The organism is Desertivirga brevis (genome assembly GCF_017355835.1).
The window spans coordinates 1,137,870-1,154,894 of the sequence record NZ_JAFEWF010000001.1; the positions used below are offsets into that span (position 1 = coordinate 1,137,870).

Genomic DNA, 17,025 nt, shown 5'->3' on the forward strand with positions numbered 1-17,025 from the left:
ACGGTCCTTTTCTACTTATAAAAACCTGTTAAAGATTTGCTGCAAGCCAGGCATCTAATGTTGCCATAAACTGAACATAATTAGTCGAAGTAACGACTTCGTGCCCCATGTTTTCATAAATTACCAGGCTATTTTTTACTCCTGTTTGATCCAATTTCGCCTTCAAATCTATCGCTTGTTGTACTGGAACCACCACATCCTGACGGCCATGAACAATCAAAGTTGGCTTTGAAGTAGCAATCACCTTGTAGAGAGGACTTGCATTCAGATAAGCCTGAGGATTCGCAGTTGGAGAAGCTCCAAGTAGTAATTGGACAACACCCAACATTTGAATATTGACGTTCCTTGTGTCAGTTAAATTAGTTGGACCAGATAGAGAAACAACTGTTTTAACTTTATTGTCAACATTATATGCATAAGTATGGAGCATAGCAAGATGAGCTCCCGAGCTTGCTCCAATCAGGGCAACATTCGCAGAAACATTCCATGAAGCGGTCTTTGAAGAAACATAATCGATAGCCGCTTTTACGTCATCCAGCTGCTGTTGCAATTTAACGGTACCACCTACATCAATCAAACGATAGTTCATATTTACTACAGCGTAGCCTTTAGCTCTCATCGCAGTTGCATAAGAATTAAATTCACTTTTGTCTCCGGTTGCCCAAGCCCCGCCATGAATAAAAACAAGGACTTTTGTATTTGCACTTCTGTTCTCGGGCAGATACACATCCATTGTATTACTGGTACTAGCTCCATAGGAGACATTAAGCATGTCTTCAGACGGAAGTGGTTTAGTCTCCGTCTCTTCATTTTTCTTACATGCGCCCAACATCAACACAGCCAGCATTAACACAGCTGACATCATTTTTTTTCTAATCATAAATCTTTTTTCCATTAGTAGTTAAACCTTCTACGTACTGATTGTTAATATGTTAACAAAAAATACACATTTCTTTAAAGACATTAAGTATATCTTTATTAGACCCATCTCATCTGCCAGGAAAGCAGCTTAAATAGGTCTTTAACGCATTAAAATCGCAACTCATATGACCTGGAAAAAATTTAGCGGAGAAATTATTCAAAATCCAATTTTAGATGAAGTAGAAAGGGCAATTGAAAGAGAGTCTAATTTAGGGAACAAACTAAAAGTCTGTATTGGTACAGATTCGCAAGTAAAAGGAGCTATCACCGACTTCGCCACAGTGATCGTATTCTTAAGAGAAAAAAAAGGTGCTTTTATGTTCATCAATCAGGAGAAGAGCACCAAAAAAATGAGCATTAAAGAACGAATGCTTTGGGAAGTTCAAAAATCAATTGAAACCGCTTATGCATTATGTGATTTACTTGACTTGTACGACGTAGACCTGGAAGTGCACGCCGATATCAATACCAATCCAATGTTCAAATCGAACCAGGCCTTGCACGAGGCTATGGGATATATCTTGAGTATGGGATTTGTATTCAAAGCCAAACCGGAAGCATTTGCGAGTTCGGCATGTGCGAATAAGGTTGTGCAGTAGAGAGGAGGCCTAATATTTGTGGTGCGGTCTCCTTCTATGGAAATCATTATAAAAACAAAAGGGGCTAGTTATTAAACCGCCCCTCTTGTTTCACAATATTCTGGCTATTAATAGCCGTAGTTCTGAGTCAAATTAGGATTTGCCTGTAATGTCGCGTTTGCAAACGGCAACAACTCACTTTTATTTTCAACAAAACCTCTAGCAAACACATCGCTAAATGTTGTCTTTATACCCGACGTGTTTGTAGCACTGGTAGGTCCTATCCAGTTTACTCTTATACCGTTATTAACTCCTGTTCCAACATTTATCGGTGTAACAGATCTTGTAGATGCTTTGTAAAGGGAACTAGCCCAAATACCAGGATTAGACGGCCTGTTGTAAGGATTGGAACCTTCGTTGGTTGTTCCCGATACATAGTACATATATCTTGGAAGAGTGTTTGTTAAAGCATAACTAGGAGGACCAGCCATATAGGTTGGAGCAACCATTGGAGTAGTTAGCATCGATGTTGCTGTACTCGCAGAGTTCCAGGTATGTAATAACGTTAAATTCGCTCTGGTTTCAGAAATCGCTTTGGATAAAAGATTCCACCTGATTAAATCATACTTCCTAATACCTTCTCCACCAAACTCCAATGCACGTTCGCGAACCAAATATTTAAAAAACCCAGAATAATCTGTAGGGATTGGAAGAACGTTCGCTTGAACATTATCGTGGCCTCTAAGGCTTACAGCATTTACAGCTGCAATTGCTGCAGCAGATGGTCCATTATTTAATTCGTTGTCAGCTTCAGCAAACATCAATAAAACATCCGAATAGCGAATGATTGGCCAGTTTAAGCCAAGGAACTGCGTAGTATTAGCAGAATTATAAGCCGGATTTGTAAGCCATTCCTTTCTGAACTTTCCATCGGTAATAGAAGTGATAGCTAAACCTTCTTTTACGTTACCGGCTATCGTCCTGTAAGGAACGGCTGTAACATCACGTCTTACATCTAGAGAATCAAAAAGATAAAAATAATTTGGAAGAACCCTCAACGCTCCGCCTCCCTGCCCAAGGAAGGAGGTTCCGTTATAAATACCCAACTTACTATCGGTAGCACTTGTTGCTCCACCCATAGCTGCAACGAACATAAATTCTCCATTAGGATCATTAGTATTATGTGCACATAAATAATCTTTCCACAAAGACCTATAGCTTGAGATTAAACTATGTTTACCTGCATCAATAATAGCTTTCGTTTCGTCATAAGCAATTTGATAGTATTTCTTATAATCACTTCTACGCTCCATCAAGTGAGAATCATTCCTTAAAGAATAGCCTCCTCTAAACAGGGCAATTCTTGCTCTTAAAGCTTTAACAGCGCCTTTGGTTATTCTCTGATCAGTAGGCTCTCCAATTGTACTAATTTCCGTTCTCCAGGGCACCAAGTCTTGAGCTACCAATAAGTCAGCTAAAATATGATCGTATATAGAGTCTCTATCAGTCTTTGATTTATAAAGATCAGATTCAAAGGCTGACGGCTGCCATTGTGCAGGTACATCACCCCAGTTTCTAACTAGTTCAAAATAAAACTGAGCGCGAAGAGTTAGGGCTTCCCCTAACATTCTTTTAACCTGCAGTGATTGGTTCCCTGTTGAATTTTGAAACAAGGGGGTTTTGGGTAGATTATAAATAAAAATGTTTGCTCTTTCAATCCCTGCGTATAATTTATTATATACAGGAGCCAATTGAGTATTGGAGGAATTTGCGGCATACCTCGAGATATCTCTTCTCTCTCCATCCACAGTATTTCCCGTTTGCCCCATCATTTCATCGTTATCATAGGGATAGTACATGCTTAATCTAATACCGTACCCAAAATCACCAGAAAGTGTATTATATATACCAGCAAGAGCAGTCTTCGCCATCGGCACGTTTTCATAGGTTGTTTCAACCGTTAAAACAGAAGAACTTTCCGGCGATAGATATTTCTCGCATGATGTGAGACCTACAGCAGCTATCAGAGCAGCTGTAAGCAAATTTCTTGTATTATTTAAAAATGAATTTCTCATTGTTACTTTAATTAAAAGGTCATGTTAACACCAAAAACATATTTACGTGCACGAGGATAAGCCGAGTAATCTACACTTGGCGTAAGTGGACTATTACGTCTGCTATTTACCTCAGGATCATAACCAGAGTAACCTGTAATTGTAGCAAGGTTATTACCAGTTACATATAACCTTAGACTTGAAATTTTGCCTTTGCTTGTTATAGATTTAGGCAAAGTGTAACCTAAGGTGATGTTGTTTACACGAAGGAATGAACCGTCTTCGACCGCAAAAGATTGAGCATAGTTCCAGGAAACATCCGTCATAGGAGTCCAATATTGCGCATTCGCATTGACCGCTCTAATTTGATCCGGAGATACTCCTATTAATCTAGAAGCTCCACCCTCTGTGACTGTTCTTTGCAAAAACTCTCCTGTTGAAGGATCAACCGTCCTCCACCTATTATTCATAAGTGATGTCAGGTTGGCACCATTTGAATAAGTACTGCTGTATTCCAATTTATTAAAATTGTACACATCGTTCCCAACAGAAAAATTTAAGAATACACTCATGTCAAAGTTCTTATAGTTGAGCGTATTGCTGAAACCTCCGGTGAATTTGGGCAAAGCCCGGCCAATAACCTGGTAGTCAGCAGTATTAATTATGCCATCTCCATTGATATCTTTAAACTTCTGGGTTCCAGGAACAATAGATGACTGAATTGCAGCTTTGGCAACATCTGCTTTAAGTGTATACTCGGTAGAAGCCCATGGATTATTTGTACTGCTGAACGATTTTGAATCGAAATCATCAATTGTATAAAAGCCATCGTTTACCAAACCATACATAGTTCCAACTTGTCCACCAACTTGGGTTACAAAATCCGAAGGAGCGTTGTTAGTGCTGTACCAGCCAGAATTCCATGTAATTAACTGCTGATTACCGAGGCTCCTGATTGTATTTTTATTGAAAGAGATATTGAAGTTAGAGTTCCAATTGAAATCCCTTTTTTTCAATACAGACGCTCCTAGTTGGAATTCCATACCCTTATTACGAGTTGAACCGACATTTTGGAACTGTCTATCATAACCATTTTGAGCAGGTATAGCATTGTGTACAAGCAAATCCTTAGTTATGTTGTTATAAAAGTCTGCTGTTAAATTCACGCGACCTCTAAAAAATTCCAAGTCAAAACCGAGATTTCGAGATACAATAGTTTCCCACTTCAAATCTGGGTTTTGTAAGCTAGGAACCACTAAGCCCGGGGAAGCAGCACCATTTAAATAGTACGAATAATTATTACCTACACCGTAAACAGAAGTCCACTGATATGGGTCAATTCTATTATTACCCGCAGTACCATAAGTTAACCGTATCTTTCCACTTGATAATACCTGTTGATTCTTCATAAAGCTTTCTTCAGAGAATCTCCACGCAACTTGAGCTGAAGGAAAATATCCCCACTGCTTTCCAGGAGCAAAGATCGAACTTCCATCAGCCCGGAAGGTTAGGGAAGCGATGTACTTCCCGCTATAAGAATAGTTTACCTTTGAAAAGAAAGAAAGATTATGAATATCTACAGAAGATGATGTTGGCGTCGGCTGAACATACCCTGTAGGTGCAGCGGCTAGAACATTGTTCGCAAAAGCCGTTTCTGCTGTTGTTCCAGCTGGGAAGTACCGTAGCTCTAAAAAGTTATTGGTTGTATTAGTCAAGTAGAACTCTTGTCCTAATATCGCATCCAAAGAGCTTTTCTTATTTTTCAAGAACTCTCTGTTAGAATAACTAAGTACGTTGGAGTTATTGAAAGTTGCAATTTTCCTAACATTCCGTCCTAATACAGGTAAGGTACCGTAGGTTTTAGCAACATTGGTTATGGTATCATCGAAAGCTTTCGTATCCTGATTATTAATATCGTAACCAACAGTAGAACGAAGAGACAATTTTTTAGTTAAACTGTAATTACCATATCCATTAATATTCAACACATTAGTGGTTCTTTTCCTGTATTGAGCATTGGAGAGTTGCACCGGATTAATAAGTGACAAACCAGCGCCATTAGTTTCGAGAGCCAGCTCAGCATCATAAAAATCAACCCCTTCGCCAGGCTGGAAAAATGGTTTGAACCTCACGATTTGCCTAAGATTATTAGATCCAGCACCTCCTTGATCAGATGTTCCAGCACCATTTACCTCCTGATTGCTGTACCTTACGTTGAATCCTACTTTAAATTTGTCTGAAGCCTTTTGATCAAATCTGAAGTTCACAATGTTCCTGTTATAGTCAGAATTCATCAAGAGACCTTCCTCACCATTGTGAGTCAAACTTAAATTATACTGAGTTTTGTCGGTACCACCATTTATACTAGCATTATGTGTGGTTTGAAAAGCATTTCTTCCAAACATTTGGTCCTGCCAGTTAAAAGCTGGTGTATTAACATAATTTGACACCCCAGCATAGTTGTTAGTGTTCCCTATATATCTGGTTATTAGAGTAGAGTCATTAGTGATCTTAAAACGCTCATACTGGAATTGAACGAAATCATAGGGATTCATCATATCCAACTGATTGCTTAGTTTCTGCAATCCTACGAACCCATTATAACTTACTGTTGTTTTACCATTCGTATTCCGTCCACCTTTAGTAGTGATGATCATTACACCATTAGAACCTCTGGCACCATAAATTGCAGTCGAGGCTGCGTCTTTTAATACGTCAATGCTCTGGATATCCTGGGGAGAAAGGGTGTTTAAAGCATTTTCTACCTGTACTCCGTCTACAATGAATAAAGGAGATCCGTTCTGAGTAATTGAATTCCTTCCACGAACATTAATCTCCACATCAGCGCCAGGGACACCCTCTGCAACCGCAATTTGAACCCCTGCTAGTTTACCTGCAAGTGCTTCCCCCAATGAATTTTGAGGATTATCTTTCAACTCTTTTGACCCTACCGACGATACAGCTCCGGCTAATGCTTCTTTAGAAGAAGTCATTCCGTAACCAACATTTACAGTTACTTGAACTTCTTGTAGAGTAGTGACATCGTCTTGCAGAGTAACCTTGATTTGAGATTGATCTCCTACTGCTACTTCTTTCGTCTTAAAGCCAACGTATCTAAATACTAAAATTTGACTACCAGAAGCAGGCACATTAATTTTGAAATTACCCTTTACATCAGTACTAACTCCTGTGCTCGTACCTTTCACACCCACACTAACTCCAATAAGAGCCTCGCCACTCTTATCTACAACTGTTCCCGTTACCTGCCGGGTCTGTGCAAATGCTGTTACCATGACGGCGAACAGACCACACAACAATAGTATTGCTTTCCTCATAAAATATTAATTAACTATTAGGTTTATTTAGAATTTAATTATAAACTTTCCTTTTCTTTAGGTAAAAAGACATAGTCTTCCCACCCCACATTTTGTAGTTTTTTTGTTTAATGTTCCGTTTTTTTAAGGGCTAAAGCTCTTAATTGGTTGAATCAGGAACAATGTTAACGAGTTTCAATTCAAAAAAAATCGTTTGCTAGATAAAAATTTGTGCAATCGTTGCCGGGAACGATTTCACCTTCTGTTGCGAGCTAAACCCCTGATCGCACCATGACTCATCCTGTTAATTTATGTCCATATCCTTCCATCCACTTAATTAAGTGTAACCATCATTTTAATAAGATTTTGCATAAAGGAGGGAAAATTCACACTCTCGATCATTCCAACCCAGCATATCCAACAGCACTTGTACGTTTGCTGTGTAACAAAGTTACTACGAAACGAACTTATAAAATTGATCTAATGCACTAAAAGAATTGATTTAACAATTGTTTATCCGACTTGTTAATACACATTAAACACACAAAACTTAGATATATTATGAGAAAGTTATTTTTTTGTTTGCTGCTTACACTTGCAGTAAATATTGACTCAAAAGGACAGGTCAATGTTAATATCAATCTCGGGTCTCAACCCTCTTGGGGGCCAGCCGGCTACAACCACGTCGACTATTATTATCTGCCGGATATTGAGAGTTATTACTATGTTCATAAGAAACAGTTCATCTATCTGAATAATGGCCAATGGGTGTTCGCTAATGCTTTACCTTCCCATTATCAGGGCTACAATTTATTTAATGGTTATAAAGTAGTTATTAATAGGCCAACGCCTTACCTTCAATTTGAGGACGATAGAGTAAAGTATGTAGGTTATAAAAACAAAAAAGGGGCTCAAGTTACGATTAGACAAAAGAACGCTGGTAATAGAGTTGCTGCGAACAATTCTAAAGGAGGAGGTTCAAAAATAAAAACTGGCGGATCTGCAAATTTTAAAGCAGGCGGGAATGGAAATGCCGGTAAAGGAGGAAATGGCGGTGGACATGGAAACGGCGGTGGTAAAGGGAATGGCGGTGGTAAAGGAAATGGAAATGGAGGAGGTAAAGGAAAAAACTAATGGTCAACCGCTTCAAACAAAAAAGCCGCCTTATATTAAAGCGGCTTTTTTGTTTTATACCCATAAATAGGGGTGACTGTCGGTTTGCTTATTTAAACGTTCCTCTATTTTCTTGGCTACATAAGACGCTAGGATCCCTCCGAAAAGGTAGAAACTAGTAGTAAGCAACTGAGTCTTCAGGGTTTTATTACTGTGAACAGGGTTAAGTCCGAGCTGCTGAGGTAAAAACAATGCCCCTAGTCCAGCAAGCAATCCCAATGCTGTCCCCTTCGGTAATACGTATTTTTTCCTCCCTGCGGCAGCGAGGCTGTAATAAAAGGTATTACTTATAATATCACCCGCAAGGGTTAACTTATACAAATTATCATCTTTAGGAACGGGCTGACCAGCTTTAGTTAAGCCTTTAGACAAAGCATCCATTCCCATCAAGTCCATCCTTGGCGCATCTTTATCCAATCGCCTCGTCACCTCATGTAATAAATTGAGGGCAGTAGCTCCCGCTAATCCTCCTCCAATAGCTGACAATATCCTCATATTAAAAATAAAAAGAGAATATTTGAAGGATTGTTTAGAATTAACCGAATAAATCACTGCTCAGGTACCTGTCGCCCCTATCGCAGACTATAAATACCACAACGCCTCTTTCAAGTTCTGATGCAACCTTCAATGCTGCCACAGCCGCTCCTCCACTACTCATACCTGCAAATATCCCTTCAACTCTTGCCAGTTGCCTGGTCATTTCAGTTGCATCGGCCTGTGAAATATCAATGACCCTGTCAACACGTTTAGGGTCAAAGATTTTAGGTAAATACTCAACAGGCCAGCGTCTTATTCCAGGAATTGACGACTCTTCTGTAGGCTGACATCCCACAATTTGAATATCGGGATTTTTTTCCTTGAGATACATAGAATTGCCCATAATTGTTCCCGTGGTTCCCATGGCACTCACAAAATGAGTTATTTCTCCGTTAGTGTCGTTCCAGATTTCAGGACCAGTAGTCTTGTAGTGGGCCATGTAGTTATCCGCATTGGCAAATTGATTTAAGAGAAAATAATCTCCGCTCGCTCCCTTCTCTTCTGCATAATCGCGGCAAGCTTCAATCCCTTCCAGCAAAGTTACTTTCGCCCCAAATGCTTCCATCGTTAAAGTTCTCTCCTTGGTAGAATTGCTTGGCATGACCAACTCAATTTCAAGATCGAACAATCGCGCAATCATTGCCAGCGCAATACCGGTATTTCCGCTGGTGGCCTCAATTAACTTTGTACCAGCTTTAATATCGCCCCTTTCCAGGGCACTCTTTATCATGTTCAAAGCTGGTCGATCTTTAACACTTCCTCCGGGATTATTGCCCTCCAGCTTCGCGTATACCTTAACGTTAGGGTTGTTATTAAGTCTGTTTATTTCAACCAGTGGAGTCTTACCCACTAAATCTATAAGTCCCGCCATTGTAAGTTCTAATGTTTAACTTGTCTTTCTACCACCTTTATTCTGGCTTCGTGGTAAACGATGGAATGAGGAGGAACTGATTTCGTTACCCATACATTTCCTCCAATAATGCTGTGGTGCCCAACAATAGTCTCGCCACCCAGAATCGTTGCTCCTGAGTAAATCACCACATTGTCTTCCACTGTAGGATGTCTCTTTGTTGAGGCCATTTGCTTTTCGACACTCAGCGCACCTAAAGTTACTCCCTGGTAAAGCTTTACATTTTTGCCGATCACTGTAGTCTCCCCGATCACAATACCTGTCCCGTGGTCGATATGAAGAAATTCTCCTATTTCAGCACCTGGATGAATATCAATACCGGTTTTAGAATGAGCGAATTCAGTAAGTATACGAGGCAATAATGGTATCTCCAGTTTATATAATGCATTAGCCAATCTGTAGAATGAAATTGCATAAAAACCGGGGTAAGTTCGGATCACTTCAAATTCGCTTTTAGCTGCGGGATCTCCATCAAGGATAGCTCGTACGTCTGTATTTAGAACGCGATATAACTCAGGAAGATTTTGAAAAAATAAACTTGCTCTACGTACGTTATCACAATCGCGACAAGCGGTGGTAGCATCCATAATCTTCTTCAGTTCTTCTTCCAGTCCTCTTAACTGCAGCTCTATTTCATTTACAGAAGCAAAGATCGTTTTCGCTTGTTCGGGATAAAGCAGTCTGATCACTCTCAGTGCCCAGGTTGCAATTTCCTCATTAGATGGGACAGCTTCAATGTGTTGATGCTTATCAAAGATGTATTTGTAGAAATCCTCGTTCATACCAGCAAGCCTAATCTCCTCAAAAAAGGCATTTGCAATTTTAGGAAAAAGAATCTTGTTTCTGTGTAAAAATCTATACCTGTATTCATTTGATAAACCTACTCCAAACTACCCCAAATTGTTTTTTATTGTATGCCAGCTGGATGCTCAATGAGAAGATTAACCCAGAGTTAAACACTGAGCCTTTAGGAGTAGGAATTAAACACGAGAAAACTTCGTTTCAAATATTTTTGGAGACGGTATTTTATACGTACTTGAAACGTACTTGAATGGTATTTCAATCGGAACGGAGAAGTCATTTGTTAGTACAAAGGCATACTAGCACCTTATCGTTAAAGTTAAGTTGACTACTTACACTGGATTGAGAAGTGTTAAAACAGTTTATGACAGACGGGAAGATAGAATTAATGAAATTCTTTTTTAAGACTGGCGAGTACATAGTCTACATCTGAGGCTTTTACGCCTAAATGTGTAACTAAACGAACGTGATGAGGACCAAACGAGGAGGTTCTGACGCCGTGTTTCTCCAAGTGACTGACGAAACTATCTGCCGATGTGTTGCCGCCGAGTTCGGCTATAATGATGTTAGTATCTACAGGAAGAACTCTTTCCACAACTGAAAGTGTCTCAAGCTCTCTTCCTATGACTTTGGCATGCAAGTGATCATCCTTTAATCGGCTTATGTTATGATCCAAAGCATAAATTCCAGCAGCTGCTAAATATCCAGCTTGTCTCATTCCTCCTCCTAAAACTTTTCGTATCCTTCTGGCTCGTCTAATCACATCAATATCTCCCAGTAAAACTGAGCCTACCGGGGCTCCAAGTCCTTTGGACAAGCAAATAGAGATCGTGTCGAAGAAATGTCCGTAATCTTTTGCCTGCTCGCCTGTTTCTACCAATGCATTAAAAATCCTGGCTCCATCCAAATGCAGGGAAAGCTTTTTCAGTTTTGCCAAATGATAAATAGGCTCAATTTCATCTAAAGTATAATAACTACCTCCGCCTCTGTTTGCCGTATTTTCAAGAACGATCAACCTGCTGATAGCATGGTGAATATTATGAGGGTTGATATTAGCCTCGATCTGTTCGGCAGACAAGCGTCCACGATCACCTTTGATAGTCCTGATTGAGACTCCTGAATTAAAAGCCATTCCTCCTCCTTCGTAGAGATATACGTGTGATGTCCTATCACATATTACTTCGTCAAGCGGGTTTGTCTGGATCTTAATAGCTATTTGATTGGTCATGGTTCCCGAAGGGCAGAACAGACCTGCTGGTTTTCCAAACATCTGGGCCAGCTTTTCTTCTAATGCATTTACTGTTTCATCTTCTTCATATACGTCGTCACCTACCCTTGCTTCAAACATTACTTCAAGCATTTCTTTTGTTGGCTGAGTTACAGTATCGCTGCGAAGATCAATAGTCATAATTCAAATTAACGTATTTAAAGGGATAGAAGCAGCATCTCTATGACAAATTACTTTTATTACAGGCTTAGCTGATTTCTTAAAACAATAAAGGCGATATGGCATTTAAAGTTTTCAGGTTTTTTTTACATTAGCTACCTAAATTATAAGAAATGATCATTATTGCAGACGGAGGATCAACTAAAACAAACTGGTGTCTCCTAAATAACGAGAACAAAAAAGTATATTTTAATACTGAAGGATACAATCCCTATTTTGTAACGAAGGAATACATCGTAGAATCTTTAAAAAAAAATTTGCCTGCAGATCTTGATCTCCCTGCAATTACAGAAGTGAACTTTTATGGAGCGGGAGTACATAATGAGGAAAAAGCAGGTGAAATAAGAGATGCCTTTGCTCAGGTTTTCACTCATAGTAAGATATTTGTAGGTCATGACCTTCTGGCTGCTGCAAGAGCGCTGTTAGGTGATAAGCCGGGATTTGCTGCTATCCTTGGAACCGGTACCAATACCTGTATCTATGACGGAAAAGAGATTGTAAGTCAGATTGATTCAGGAGCTTATATTTTGGGAGATGAAGGAAGTGGATGCCATATTGGGAAAAAGCTATTGATCGACTATTTGCGTGGTTATATGCCGGAAAGCGTTAGAGAAAGCTTTTGGAACGCCTTTAAACTTACTCCTGACGACATTCAGGAAAACGTTTATTCGAAACCTTTAGCAAACAGGTTTTGTGCTAGTTTTAGCAAATTCGTGTATGAGGAAACTTCCGACAGGACATATACGCGAGGAATTGTAAAGCAATCTTTTACCGATTTCTTTAAAAATCTCGTTACCCACTACCCTGATTATCAGAACTACTCATTCAACTGCATTGGTTCAGTTGCATATAGTTTCAGGGATATTTTGGAGGAAGTTGCGGGAGAACATGGAATGCAATTGGGCGAATTAGTCCGGTCGCCAATAGACAATCTGGTGGAATACCATGTAGAGCATAAGAGCTAGGGTGGGAAGCAATCCACAATTAAAAAGGGTTTAGTAAATCAAATACTAAACCCTTTTTTTGCGACTTTCCACGATCGAAAAGACCGTCACCTGCTTCACCTTCTCATTCTCGTTCACATTTTGAGGCTCTTCGGATTCATGGTGATATTTAATGGTTGCTATTCCTTCATGAATGACAATTCCTTTTGAAATAGTTTAGCATACTTCCGGCGATCAAATTTATACAGGGTGGCAGCACGATAAGACACACCGCGTTGCTTCTCATCAAGTTCCTTCAAAATACCATAATTCAGCATCTTCTTGCGGAAATTACGTTTATCAAGCTTCTTACTTAAGATCGCCTCGTAAACATTCTGCAACTGCGTAAGGGTAAATTTTTCCGGTAATAGCTCGAAAGCGATTGGTTGGTAGCTTATTCTGCGTCTGATCTTTTCCAAACTTTTCTCAAAGATAAGAGAGTGGTCAAACGCTAGCTTTGGCAGGTCGTTCACCGGGTGCCAGAAGGCTTTTCTGGCATACTGTGAGTGAGGATGCAATTCATTCTTCCCGCTTAGGCGGATTAGAGCGTAATAAGCAACGGTTATAACCCGTCCTTCCGGGTGGCGATTTACATCCCCGAAAGTATAAAGCTGCTCCATATAGATATTGCTCAAACCGGTCAACTCATGAAGTATTCGTTCTGCACCTTCATCAATACTCTCATCTGGGGCAACGAATAAGCCGGGTAGAGCCCACCAGTCTTTAAAAGGCTCTTCGTTACGTTCTATCAGAAGAATTTTCAGGACACCTTCTTCAAAGCCGAAGATGACACAGTCGACAGAGAATACAGAATCAAATTTTGGCAGTGCGGTTTGCAAAATGATTATTATTAAAATTAAGCCTTATCTTTATTGGTGGTTATATCCCGCACAAAAGTGGAAAAATATTTCTATATTTTTTAACTTAGTGTAGGAAATACACCTATATTCGGCAATTAATTTTTTCAGTCGTGGCAGAAATAAAAAAAATTGGTGTATTTACTTCAGGAGGTGATGCCCCAGGAATGAATGCCTGTATCAGAGCAGTTGTAAGGACTGCCATATATATGGGCAAAGAAGTTGTTGGTATTCAACAAGGCTATCAGGGCATGATTGATAAGAAGTTCGTACCGATGGACGCACGTTCGGTACGTAATATAATCCAAATGGGCGGTACCGTTTTAAAAACAGCCCGGTGTATGGATTTCAGAACTCCCGAAGGACGTGCTTTTGCTTATAAAAACTTAAAAGAAGAAGGAATTGACGCCTTAGTTCCCATTGGAGGCGACGGTACATTTACAGGTGCTGAGTTCTTATCGAGGGAATTCGACATACCAGTTGTTTGCGTTCCCGGCACAATAGACAATGATCTCTACGGTTCTGATTATACTTTAGGATACGATACCGCTACAAACACGGTTATCGATGCGATCGACAAGATCCGCGACACTGCAGCATCTCACGACAGGTTATTTTTTGTAGAGGTGATGGGCCGTGATTCGGGTTGTATTGCACTGCATGCTGGTATTGCCGGTGGTGCAGAAGCAATCCTGCTCCCCGAAAAGGAAACTGCGATTGATGAACTTATAGAGAAGCTAGAGCAGAGTGCTGAGAAAAAAACGTCGAGCATTGTGATCATCGCTGAGGGAGATAAGAACGGCGGTGCATACAATGTTGCAAAAAGAGTAAAAGAAAAATTCAATTTTTACGACATAAAAGTTACGATTTTAGGACATTTGCAGCGCGGTGGTTCTCCAAGCAGTTTTGACCGTGTTTTAGGTGGGCGTTTAGGTTATGCAGCCGTTAAATCACTTCTGGCAGGTGAGAATCGTAAGATGGTTGGCTTAAGGAATAATAAAGTCGAACTAACCGACCTGCATGAAGCAATCCACAATCATACTTTTAAATTGGAAGAGGATTTGTTGGAAATGGCTAATATTTTGTCGATATAGAAAAGAATGATTGCTGTAATATATAGTGGTTCAAGAAATGCTGACTGGAAATTATCGGATAAGGGGCAAATTATCTCTGAATTCAGAACTCCCGGCATCAACCCCTATCTTACAGGAAAAAAATCCATCAGCTCGCTGTTGAACAAAAACAACGAGCTGATCAATTACGCCGAAGAGATAAAAAAAATCTATTTCTTTGGAGCCGGAGCTTCCTCAAAAGACCGAAAAGAGATTATTTCTGAAGCTTTTACTGAATTCTTCAGGTACGCAAAAGTAATAGTTGATCATGACCTTTCTGCTTCAGCGCTTGCAACTGCAGGTAATAAACCCGGGATCATTTGTGTTCTCGGAAGCGGAGGTAATGCGGCTTATTACAACGGTCGCAAGATCAAAGAAAATAATTTTGGTCTAGGGTATATCCTTGCAGATGAGGGCTCAGCAAACTGGCTTGGAAGAAATTTATTAAAAGATTACCTCACAGGTACAATGCCAAAGAAATTTGAGCATATATTTGTACAGAAATACCATCCTGAGCGCAAGCAAATTCTGGATAAAGTGTACCGGCATTCACAACCAGTACTCTATCTTACTTCATTCACCGAGTTCCTGGCAGAATATAGTGATGAAGATTATGTAAGCAGCCTGGTCAGAAGGGGCATGAAATTATACTTTGAGACATATATCCTTCCCTTAGCAGAGAAACACCCCAATTCATCTCTGTATTTTACTGGTGCCGTTGCTGATGTTTTCCAGGACATTTTGAAAGAGACCGCTACACATTATGGATTAGAGATTGCTATGATCATCAGGAAGCCTATTTATAGTATTTTAAATTATTACACGAATAAAAATTAATAGAAATGAAAGTTGGAATTAACGGATTCGGTCGTATTGGCCGTTTAGCATTTAGAGCTGCTGTAGAGCGTGCTGACATTGAAATTGTAGGTATCAACGACCTTGTTGAACCAGATTACATGGCCTATATGCTAAAATATGATTCAACTCATGGACAGTTCAAAGGAACAATCGAGGTTAAAGATGGCAACCTTGTTGTTAATGGAAAAACTATCCGTGTTACTGCTGAAAAAGACCCTGCAAACCTTAAATGGGATGAAGTTGGTGCTGAAGTAGTAATCGAATCAACTGGTTTATTCTTAACCCAGGAAACAGCTGGAAAGCATATCCAGGCTGGTGCTAAAAAGGTAGTTATGTCTGCTCCGGCAAAAGACGACACTCCTACTTTCGTAATGGGTGTAAACCACAAGTCACTAAAAGCAGATCAAAATATTGTTTCTAACGCATCTTGTACTACTAACTGTCTAGCTCCAATCGCTAAGGTGTTAAACGACAAGTTCGGAATCGTTGAAGGTTTAATGAGTACTATCCACGCGGTTACTGCTACTCAAAAAACTGTTGACGGTCCTTCAGCGAAAGACTGGAGAGGTGGACGTGGTGCTTACCAAAACATCATCCCTTCTTCTACAGGTGCTGCAAAAGCGGTTGCATTGGTTATCCCTGAATTAAAAGGTAAATTAACTGGTATGGCGTTTCGCGTTCCTACTGCAGACGTTTCTGTAGTTGACTTAACAGTTAAATTAGACAAACCTGCTTCTTATGAAGAAATCAAAGCTGCAATGAAAGAAGCTTCTGAAGGCGAATTGGCAGGTATCTTAGGTTATACTGAAGACGAAGTAGTTTCTACGGATTTCTTAAGTGATGCTCGTACTTCAATCTTTGATGCTAAAGCTGGTATCGCTCTGAATGAAAACTTCGTTAAAGTTGTATCTTGGTACGATAACGAATGGGGATATTCAAACAAGATCATTGACTTAGTTCAATTGATCGGTACTTTGTAGTCTTACAATTTACGATTGTGAAAGTCCCAGCCCTACCGGCAGGGACTTTTTTGTTTACTTATATTCCTGTAAAAATCGTCAGAAACTTCGAACACTCCCCTATTGACCTAAATCTTAAAAAAAAATTAACAGATTTTTTACCCAGCTGATAACTCTTTTACTTCTGATCCTTAGGCTGTTCTAGTAAAAGCCGCTCGCCATAGCCTTAAAAGCACGAAAAAAACGTTTTATAAAGTTTGCATATCAGAAAAAAGACTTTACATTTGCATCACCAAAAGGGACGGTATCATAGCTCAGTTGGTAGAGCAAAGGACTGAAAATCCTTGTGTCGCTGGTTCGATTCCAGCTGATACCACAAAATAAAAAGGCATTTTTCTTAGGAAAAAGGCCTTTTTTGCTTTTAGCGATTATCTACCTCCCATAGTTTTAAAGTTACCTTTAATAAAAGTAGCTTCTGTGATCTTCATCATCTTCTAATCCAGCCACATATCCTACCTTGC

The 17,025-nt window shown here is 39.7% G+C and carries 14 protein-coding genes and 1 tRNA gene; 7 read left to right on the plus strand and 8 right to left on the minus strand.

Annotation, left to right across the window (positions count from 1 at the left end; genetic code table 11):
• Nucleotides 1–28 precede the first annotated feature (28 nt).
• Nucleotides 29–880, minus strand: a complete 852-nt coding sequence (locus tag J4N25_RS05090; RefSeq protein WP_207421059.1) for an alpha/beta hydrolase — start codon at nt 878–880, stop codon at nt 29–31.
• Between the two features lie 166 nt (nt 881–1,046).
• On the opposite strand from J4N25_RS05090, the gene J4N25_RS05095 reads away from it, so the two are divergent.
• Nucleotides 1,047–1,520, plus strand: a complete 474-nt coding sequence (locus J4N25_RS05095; protein ID WP_207421060.1) for a ribonuclease H-like YkuK family protein — start codon at nt 1,047–1,049, stop codon at nt 1,518–1,520.
• 107 nt (nt 1,521–1,627) lie between these two features.
• Here J4N25_RS05095 and J4N25_RS05100 read toward each other — a convergent pair whose 3' ends face one another.
• Both J4N25_RS05100 and J4N25_RS05105 read right to left on the minus strand, forming a co-directional pair.
• A complete protein-coding gene (locus J4N25_RS05100) occupies nt 1,628–3,574 on the minus strand; it encodes a RagB/SusD family nutrient uptake outer membrane protein (RefSeq protein WP_242695779.1) in 1,947 nt (648 codons plus the stop codon).
• Between the two features lie 11 nt (nt 3,575–3,585).
• Complete coding sequence (locus tag J4N25_RS05105) at nt 3,586–6,888, minus strand: SusC/RagA family TonB-linked outer membrane protein (RefSeq protein ID WP_207421061.1); 3,303 nt, start codon at nt 6,886–6,888, stop codon at nt 3,586–3,588.
• 540 nt (nt 6,889–7,428) lie between these two features.
• Here J4N25_RS05105 and J4N25_RS05110 point away from each other — a divergent pair.
• Nucleotides 7,429–8,001, plus strand: a complete 573-nt coding sequence (locus tag J4N25_RS05110; protein ID WP_207421062.1) for a hypothetical protein — start codon at nt 7,429–7,431, stop codon at nt 7,999–8,001.
• A 54-nt stretch (nt 8,002–8,055) separates the two neighbouring features.
• On the opposite strand, the gene J4N25_RS05115 is transcribed toward J4N25_RS05110, so the two are convergent.
• The 4 genes from J4N25_RS05115 to J4N25_RS05130 all read right to left on the minus strand — a co-directional run bounded on the left by J4N25_RS05115 (nt 8,056) and on the right by J4N25_RS05130 (nt 11,696).
• Nucleotides 8,056–8,535, minus strand: coding sequence for a hypothetical protein (locus tag J4N25_RS05115; protein WP_207421063.1), 480 nt, complete (start codon nt 8,533–8,535; stop codon nt 8,056–8,058).
• Between the two features lie 40 nt (nt 8,536–8,575).
• Nucleotides 8,576–9,448 (minus strand): cysteine synthase CysM, encoded by an 873-nt coding sequence (cysM, locus tag J4N25_RS05120; RefSeq protein WP_207421064.1) that lies wholly within the window; start codon nt 9,446–9,448, stop codon nt 8,576–8,578.
• Nucleotides 9,449–9,456: 8 nt separating this feature from the next.
• Nucleotides 9,457–10,269 (minus strand): serine O-acetyltransferase EpsC, encoded by an 813-nt coding sequence (gene epsC / locus J4N25_RS05125; RefSeq protein WP_207421065.1) that lies wholly within the window; start codon nt 10,267–10,269, stop codon nt 9,457–9,459.
• 404 nt (nt 10,270–10,673) lie between these two features.
• Complete coding sequence (locus J4N25_RS05130; protein WP_207421066.1) at nt 10,674–11,696, minus strand: threonine aldolase family protein; 1,023 nt, start codon at nt 11,694–11,696, stop codon at nt 10,674–10,676.
• A gap of 152 nt (nt 11,697–11,848) precedes the next feature.
• On the opposite strand from J4N25_RS05130, the gene J4N25_RS05135 reads away from it, so the two are divergent.
• Nucleotides 11,849–12,700: an N-acetylglucosamine kinase gene (locus J4N25_RS05135; protein WP_207421067.1), complete on the plus strand. Its 852-nt coding sequence runs from the start codon at nt 11,849–11,851 to the stop codon at nt 12,698–12,700.
• Nucleotides 12,701–12,858: 158 nt separating this feature from the next.
• Here J4N25_RS05135 and J4N25_RS05140 read toward each other — a convergent pair whose 3' ends face one another.
• A complete protein-coding gene (locus J4N25_RS05140) occupies nt 12,859–13,557 on the minus strand; it encodes an NUDIX hydrolase (RefSeq protein ID WP_207421068.1) in 699 nt (232 codons plus the stop codon).
• A gap of 131 nt (nt 13,558–13,688) precedes the next feature.
• On the opposite strand from J4N25_RS05140, the gene pfkA reads away from it, so the two are divergent.
• From pfkA to J4N25_RS05160, 4 genes are all read left to right on the plus strand, one after another.
• A complete protein-coding gene (pfkA, locus tag J4N25_RS05145; RefSeq protein ID WP_207421069.1) occupies nt 13,689–14,669 on the plus strand; it encodes a 6-phosphofructokinase in 981 nt (326 codons plus the stop codon).
• Between the two features lie 6 nt (nt 14,670–14,675).
• Complete coding sequence (locus J4N25_RS05150; protein ID WP_207421070.1) at nt 14,676–15,524, plus strand: hypothetical protein; 849 nt, start codon at nt 14,676–14,678, stop codon at nt 15,522–15,524.
• Nucleotides 15,525–15,529: 5 nt separating this feature from the next.
• Nucleotides 15,530–16,525, plus strand: coding sequence for a type I glyceraldehyde-3-phosphate dehydrogenase (gene gap, locus J4N25_RS05155; protein ID WP_207421071.1), 996 nt, complete (start codon nt 15,530–15,532; stop codon nt 16,523–16,525).
• 282 nt (nt 16,526–16,807) lie between these two features.
• Nucleotides 16,808–16,880 (plus strand) — tRNA-Phe (locus J4N25_RS05160).
• Nucleotides 16,881–17,025 lie beyond the last annotated feature (145 nt).

What these genes read in the sequence shown, in the direction of transcription:
- J4N25_RS05090 (WP_207421059.1), bottom strand. Translation starts at nt 880, where the DNA reads ATGATTAGAAAAAAAATGATGTCAGCTGTGTTAATGCTGGCTGTGTTG.
- J4N25_RS05095 (WP_207421060.1), top strand. Translation starts at nt 1,047, where the DNA reads ATGACCTGGAAAAAATTTAGCGGAGAAATTATTCAAAATCCAATTTTA.
- J4N25_RS05100 (WP_242695779.1), bottom strand. Translation starts at nt 3,574, where the DNA reads ATGAGAAATTCATTTTTAAATAATACAAGAAATTTGCTTACAGCTGCT.
- J4N25_RS05105 (WP_207421061.1), bottom strand. Translation starts at nt 6,888, where the DNA reads ATGAGGAAAGCAATACTATTGTTGTGTGGTCTGTTCGCCGTCATGGTA.
- J4N25_RS05110 (WP_207421062.1), top strand. Translation starts at nt 7,429, where the DNA reads ATGAGAAAGTTATTTTTTTGTTTGCTGCTTACACTTGCAGTAAATATT.
- J4N25_RS05115 (WP_207421063.1), bottom strand. Translation starts at nt 8,535, where the DNA reads ATGAGGATATTGTCAGCTATTGGAGGAGGATTAGCGGGAGCTACTGCC.
- cysM (WP_207421064.1), bottom strand. Translation starts at nt 9,448, where the DNA reads ATGGCGGGACTTATAGATTTAGTGGGTAAGACTCCACTGGTTGAAATA.
- epsC (WP_207421065.1), bottom strand. Translation starts at nt 10,269, where the DNA reads ATGAACGAGGATTTCTACAAATACATCTTTGATAAGCATCAACACATT.
- J4N25_RS05130 (WP_207421066.1), bottom strand. Translation starts at nt 11,696, where the DNA reads ATGACTATTGATCTTCGCAGCGATACTGTAACTCAGCCAACAAAAGAA.
- J4N25_RS05135 (WP_207421067.1), top strand. Translation starts at nt 11,849, where the DNA reads ATGATCATTATTGCAGACGGAGGATCAACTAAAACAAACTGGTGTCTC.
- J4N25_RS05150 (WP_207421070.1), top strand. Translation starts at nt 14,676, where the DNA reads ATGATTGCTGTAATATATAGTGGTTCAAGAAATGCTGACTGGAAATTA.
- gap (WP_207421071.1), top strand. Translation starts at nt 15,530, where the DNA reads ATGAAAGTTGGAATTAACGGATTCGGTCGTATTGGCCGTTTAGCATTT.